Annotated in this window: 5 protein-coding genes; 4 read left to right on the forward strand and 1 reads right to left on the reverse strand. The window is 45.5% G+C overall.

The window, feature by feature from the left end; translation table 11 throughout:
- Positions 1 to 232: 232 nt before the first annotated feature.
- On the reverse strand, positions 233 to 1,171 hold the full coding sequence (locus AB1797_13315) for a glycosyltransferase family 2 protein (protein MEW5768565.1): 939 nt from the start codon (positions 1,169 to 1,171) through the stop codon (positions 233 to 235).
- A gap of 579 nt (positions 1,172 to 1,750) precedes the next feature.
- Between AB1797_13315 and AB1797_13320 the strand changes: the two genes are divergently transcribed.
- From AB1797_13320 to AB1797_13335, 4 genes are all read left to right on the forward strand, one after another.
- Positions 1,751 to 1,957, forward strand: coding sequence for an AbrB/MazE/SpoVT family DNA-binding domain-containing protein (locus AB1797_13320; GenBank protein ID MEW5768566.1), 207 nt, complete (start codon positions 1,751 to 1,753; stop codon positions 1,955 to 1,957).
- Positions 1,954 to 2,331, forward strand: coding sequence for a type II toxin-antitoxin system VapC family toxin (locus tag AB1797_13325; protein MEW5768567.1), 378 nt, complete (start codon positions 1,954 to 1,956; stop codon positions 2,329 to 2,331). Before AB1797_13320 ends, AB1797_13325 begins: the two co-directional genes overlap by 4 nt.
- Positions 2,332 to 2,681: 350 nt before the next feature.
- Positions 2,682 to 3,470, forward strand: a complete 789-nt coding sequence (locus tag AB1797_13330) for an aldolase/citrate lyase family protein (GenBank protein MEW5768568.1) — start codon at positions 2,682 to 2,684, stop codon at positions 3,468 to 3,470.
- Positions 3,467 to 4,228 carry a DUF3108 domain-containing protein gene (locus AB1797_13335; protein ID MEW5768569.1) on the forward strand — a complete coding sequence of 254 codons (762 nt, stop codon included), beginning with the start codon at positions 3,467 to 3,469 and terminating at the stop codon, positions 4,226 to 4,228. Before AB1797_13330 ends, AB1797_13335 begins: the two co-directional genes overlap by 4 nt.
- Positions 4,229 to 4,350 lie beyond the last annotated feature (122 nt).

Below are 4,350 nucleotides of genomic sequence, written 5' to 3' on the forward strand. Positions count from 1 at the left end.
TAGGAGCGACCTGTTTTTAGTAGTAGTAGAGCTTGAATATCTATGTCGATGGGAAATTTCTTGCATTTTATTAGACCTATTTCACAGGTCGAAAAATTATTTAAAGATGGGATTAAAAGATTTGTTTATCTTCGTGCCCTTCGTGTTCTTCGTGGTTTTTAAAAGATGTGGGTAAGGATAAGCCCATCAAGGGAGAGGGAATTTTGCTTTGTCTCCCAACTAACTGTTTAACTTAGTTTTGAGTAGTTACGCTCCCTTTGATCAATTTCAATATCTCCCTGTCCTTTACCTTCAGATAGGCTTGCTCCTTCCACCTTCCGGCCAGGGCATTAGGGAGCCTAAGCAGGGCCCTTAAGAAGGCCTTCCAGAATCGCATTCTACCCCGGAAAAGATCGCGAATCAAAAAGAGGGGACAGTATAAGAGATGGGAAAGAATAAGCCCTGGATCAGAGATATTCTTCCAGGTGAAGAGGTAATTATTTCGGGCAGAAATAAGCTTAACCCATTCCGGTTTAAATTCTTTGGTGATGGTCGCCTGGACCTTATGATACATCAGGCTCCTTGGTTCGTAGACACACCTTAACCCTCTCTTCCAGGCCCGATAACATATATCCACATCTTCATAGTAAAAAGGGTGATATAAGGGATCAAACCCCTCTAATTCCAAGAACTTCTCCCGATGATAGGCGCCGGCTCCGCCGCAGACAAATAAAGGTGGATTTTGGTCGTCTTCTCTTTTATTTATCACCGTTAAGTGGCCGTATTTGAAGAAACCTCCGTGATTCCCGGTGAGGTAGGTTCCATCGAAGCGGTAGATCCTGGTTGCTACGGCAAAGACATCCTCCTTTTGGAAATGGTCCAAAAGATAAACAAAGGCATCCGGCGCGGGTTTGACGTCGTTGTTAAGCAAAATAACCACAGGGGCCTTACTCTTTCTTACCCCCATGTTAGTCGCCTCACCAAATCCTATCTTTTGGTCTAGGGTGATTATTTGAATCTGAGGGAAATTGTCTCTAATAAACCGGACACTTTCATCTTTACTATGGTCATCTACCAGAATGACTTCGTAGCTGTAACCACTATTAGATGCCGCCAGACATACTCGGGGCAAGCATTCTTCCAGAAGATCTGCTCCGTTTCGGTTGGTAATGACAATACTAATATCTAACATTGGCAACGGGTGATTGGCCACGGGTGTCTGATGGTCTTTAAAGATAAGGATAACCCTGACTGCTGACTATTAGGTATAGGAACACGTGGCAACGTGTCCCTACAATGACTTTAAAGAAGGGGTAACCCTCTGACTGCTGACTATTATACCTGAAGAAGCGAGTTATTGCAATCAAATTTGTTGACAAAGCCGAAAGCGTCTGTTAAAATAATAGCGGATTGGCCATTACAGGATGTAAAGTCCACCGTAACTATTCAGGTGGATAGACTGAAGGCTGGAGGTGGAAGGCTTTTAGGGACAGATGTGGTGAGTAGATGATGGGACTTCAGTCTTTAGGGGTAAGGATAGGGTAACCATATAGGGGACCACTGTTGCCGCACTTGAATCACGTGCAGGCAGTTCATCAAAGAGACCTCCCACAGGGGTGGGCGTGTTTACATGCCCTTTGCGCTGGCTGGCAAGTACCCGAACGCTGCTGCCGAATGGGGGTGACAGTTTATCTTTCCCCAGGAAAATCGCTGGGTCTTATCCTTCGATATATTGTTCGTGAGACGTTATATTTATCAATCGGAGCAACGTATGGAAACTGTCAAAATCTCGCCAAAATTCCAAGTCGTAATCCCAAAGGGGATCCGGGAGAAGCTTCAGCTGGTTTCAGGACAGAAAGTGCAGGCGATTGTCTATGAGGGTCGAATCGAGCTGATTCCATTGCAGCCAGTTCAGGAAATGCGCGGATTCCTCGCCGGGATCGACACAACCATCGAACGTGAGGCCGACCGCGTATGAATGTCGTGGATTCCTCAGCATGGCTCGAATACTTCGCAAATGGGCCCAACGCGCCCTTTTTCGCAGAGGCGATCGAAAACCCAGGTCGTTTGGTAGTGCCGACTCTAAGTCTCTATGAAGTCTTCAAAAGGGTGCTCCAACAAACCAGCGAGAGCAAGGCCTTACAAGTTGTTGCCACGATGCAGCAGGGGAAGGTCGTCGATCTAACTTCAACACTCGCGCTTAGCGCAGCTAAGATAAGTGTGGAACACCATCTGCCAATGGCCGATAGCGTGATTCTCGCGACCGCCCGAGCTTATGATGCCACGCTCTGGACCCAGGACGAAGATTTCGAGGGATTGTACGGCGTACGATACCAAAAGAAGAGATCGTAATATACAGATGGGCTAACAAGCGGATCGAAATGATGTCCCGGTTTTAGTCGGATACCTGATTTTGGAACAATTGGATTTTGTAGCGGATACTTCCACTCAAAAACTTATTCCTAACCCCGCTCATAATGGTGAATATGCCATAGACTTATATTAACTATTCAGCCACAAAGACACGAAGACACAATGATAGAATAGCACACGGATGACACAGATTTTGGCGGATTCTCACGGATTTTTTCTAATAAATTTTTATCCGTGTCAATCCGTCTCATCCGTGTAATCCGTGTGCTATTATTGGTAATCTTTGTGCCTTAAGGGCTGAATAGTTACTATATCAGAAGGAGGCTATAATGATGGATGAGGAAAGATTTTTCTTCTGGTCGCCGGAGGAGAGGGATTTAAGGAAGGCCCTGAAAGATCTGCGGGATGATTATGGTTGTGCCGCTCTTAAGTTTGAAACCGAAGCCGAAGGGGCAAGTTTTGAAGATATCCGATATTACATGAATCTGGCTTTGGGTCAGATAGCCATCAAGGTCAAGATCGGAGGAGTAGATGCCAGAAACGACATTAGAGAACTTTTAAAGATTGGGGTGAAAGGGATTATTGCCCCTATGGTGGAATCTCCCTATGGTCTGAAGAATTTCATCGCCGCCTTAACCGAAATGGCCAGCCCTGAACAATACCAATATATTTTTAAGGGGTTCAACGTCGAAACCATAACTACTTACCATCAAATAGATGATATCTTTGCCTTGCCGGAAATCAAGCAGATTGACAAGATTAGTATTGGCCGCAGCGATCTGTCCGGATCAATGGGCCTGAAACCGGATGATGAGCCGGTGATGAAAATTGTTAAAGAAATCACTGAAAAGGCCCATCAGATTGGGCTGGCTGTCTCGGTGGGCGGAGGCATAACCCCGGGTAATGCCCGGCGAATATCAGAACAGATTAAACCGGAAAGTATAAACACCAGAAATTTAGGGTTTGACCTTAGTCGAGTTAAAGACCCGGGGCTTTCTATTCAAAAGGCCCTGGAATTTGAGATAACCTTACTTGAGCACCGGTCTAAACAGGCCAAGGCCGCCTTTGATAGCCTTCAAAAAAGAGTGGCCGTGCTTAGAGAGAGGATGAAACAGTGAGAATCCGGAATGCGGAATACAGAAGGCGGATTAAAAAATTGGTTTTGTTGATATGGGTTCTTGGGGGATCAAATTTTGCCTGGGCTCAGGGGTATCCCTTTCAGGTAGGCGAAAAGCTTATCTATGAGGTCAAGATACTCGGTATCAAGGCGGGCAAGCAGACGATTAAGATAGACTCTAAAACAAAACTGGGGCAAGAAGAGGTCTATTGCCTCACCTCTGAGACGGCTTCGTCCTCCTTTCTTTCTCTCTTCTATAAGGTCTATGACCGGATTCAGACTTATATTGGAGTAAATGACCTCTTACCCAGATATATTAAGGCTGACATCCATGAAGGGGGCAAAATTCGGCATACGAAAACCCAAATCGATCAGGGCGATCTTACGGCGGTGGTAAGGGAAGAGAATAAGCCGGAGAAAAAATTGGAAATCGCTCCTAATACAATAGATGTTACCTCTCTCATTTATTATTTAAGAACCAAAGAGTTTGAAGTGGGAGACACCTTTGACCTGGGAATTATCAATACCGGATCAGGGGTAAAGTTTCTAAACACCCGGGTAGAAATAGTAGAAAGAAAGACCATCGAGGTTCCTTTAGGGGAATTCACGGCTTTATTAGCCAGAGAGGACAAAGATGGCGGGATTGGCATCTGGTTTAGTGATGATAGGCTCCGGCTCCCTCTAAGGATCGACGCCACCACGCCGGTGGGTGTCCTCTCGGCCCTGTTGGAAAAAACAGATGGGATAAAAAGATGGTAACCGTTCAGCCACAAAGCCACTAAGCCACGAAGAGAATGATAGAATAGCACACGGATGACACAGATTTTGGCGGATTCTCACGGATTTTTTCTAATAAATTTTTATCCGTGTCAATCCGTCTC

The sequence above is a fragment of the bacterium genome (genome assembly GCA_040753085.1).
Classification (GTDB): Bacteria; UBA9089; JASEGY01; order JASEGY01; family JASEGY01; genus JASEGY01.